The organism is Enterococcus sp. 12F9_DIV0723 (genome assembly GCF_002174375.1).
In the GTDB taxonomy this organism is placed as follows: domain Bacteria; phylum Bacillota; class Bacilli; order Lactobacillales; family Enterococcaceae; genus Enterococcus_A; species Enterococcus_A gilvus.
In genome coordinates this window covers 1386518-1387740 of record NZ_NIBK01000001.1, presented here as the reverse complement: position 1 = coordinate 1387740, position 1223 = coordinate 1386518, and the positions used below count along the sequence as shown (strand labels likewise).

Here is a 1223-nt window from a genome sequence, read left to right as displayed (position 1 = left end):
CTCTAATTCTCTTCAATAACCTAAGATAGACATCCTCTATTTTACTAATTTACATGGTTCAGTTGCTGCTTTTCCGTTCTTGGATAAATCTACCTTTATAACTTTATCACTTTCAATCTCAATATTTTTCATTGTAGTATATACGTCAGAATCAACAATCTTCATTCTAATTTCTGTACCATCTTTTTTGATTTCATAGGTTGCGTTTACTTCACCATCATCATCTGCTTTAGCCATACCATCCTAGAAAAAGATGATTTTGCCTTCACCTTCTTTAGTCACAAATGTCCAAATACCAGTTCCTTCAGTAAGCGTTGCTTCTAATTTTTTATCTTTGTTACTACAACCAGTAAAAAGAAACAGTGCTAGAAATAGTAGCCCAACAATCTTAAATCCTATCCTTTTCATACGTTATCCTCCCCACTAGAATCTTTTCTAAAATATTCCAGCATAAACAGATAATATTTTTTGAAGATTTCCTTTTCATTTGAAAACTTATTTTGTAAAAGAAACGCGTCAATTCCAGATGCTAAAGCTCCGATTCTAAGAGTCAACTTGTTTTCAAGGGAAAAGTAGAAAAAGAGTTCAAAATGGTGATTTCTCACTAAGATCAACTTTTCTCCCGGCTGCAAGGTTTCAATTTTATTGTTAAGTTCATACAGGTTTCTTGAGTCATCAACATTACTATTAGGAAATAACTCCGTTGGAACAGATACAGTGTACCCTGCAGCAGTTAATTCGTTTAGAAAGGCAATCCGCCAGGCTTCCAACGGATTGAACACTGATAATTCTCTGAATTTTGCTTCATTAAAATCAATTATTTTTGCCATTTACTTCCACTCCCTTCTGTCAGGCTCTTTTGAGATTGATGTACTGCCATAATCTTGTACTGATACTTTTAATAATCAAATAGACCGCATAAATTATACTAAATAAAACGATCCATCCGATAAACAGTTTCAACAGAAAAATAGCTGCTGGAATAACAATAAGAGTCACGATCACGATATAGGGAAATACCCATAAACAAGCTAAAAAGATACCTATAAAAATGAGAACTAGCATTGCACTGATTGGAATTTGAATGTTTTCAGGTAGTGATTGAATCTTACTAATTCCCCACCCACAAAAAGAAGTAATACCTTTCAAAATCAATTTGACCAACCACGCAAATAACCATCCTACAGTATCTACTATTAAGTTTACTCCATTAAATATATGCG

General features: G+C 33.4%; 4 protein-coding genes. All 4 read right to left on the bottom strand.

The annotated features are described in order from the left end of the window. Positions 1–36: 36 nt before the first annotated feature. Positions 37–237, bottom strand: a complete 201-nt coding sequence (locus tag A5868_RS06700; RefSeq protein WP_087654097.1) for a hypothetical protein — start codon at positions 235–237, stop codon at positions 37–39. Positions 238–243: 6 nt separating this feature from the next. Further along, the gene (locus tag A5868_RS18960) at positions 244–408 is read right to left on the bottom strand and encodes a hypothetical protein (protein ID WP_176374148.1); all 165 of its coding nucleotides are present in this window, start codon (positions 406–408) and stop codon (positions 244–246) included. Beyond that, entirely contained in the window at positions 405–830 is a 426-nt protein-coding gene (locus A5868_RS06695; protein ID WP_002350178.1) for a hypothetical protein, read from the bottom strand. The genes A5868_RS18960 and A5868_RS06695 overlap by 4 nt, the downstream gene beginning before the upstream one ends. Positions 831–849: 19 nt before the next feature. After that, a partial coding sequence (locus tag A5868_RS19215) for a hypothetical protein (protein ID WP_087654096.1) occupies positions 850–1223 on the bottom strand: 374 nt, incomplete at its 5' end.

Excerpts from the sequence above, each read along its gene's own strand:
- A5868_RS06700 (WP_087654097.1), bottom strand. The coding sequence starts at position 237 with ATGGCTAAAGCAGATGATGATGGTGAAGTAAACGCAACCTATGAAATC.
- A5868_RS18960 (WP_176374148.1), bottom strand. The coding sequence starts at position 408 with ATGAAAAGGATAGGATTTAAGATTGTTGGGCTACTATTTCTAGCACTG.
- A5868_RS06695 (WP_002350178.1), bottom strand. The coding sequence starts at position 830 with ATGGCAAAAATAATTGATTTTAATGAAGCAAAATTCAGAGAATTATCA.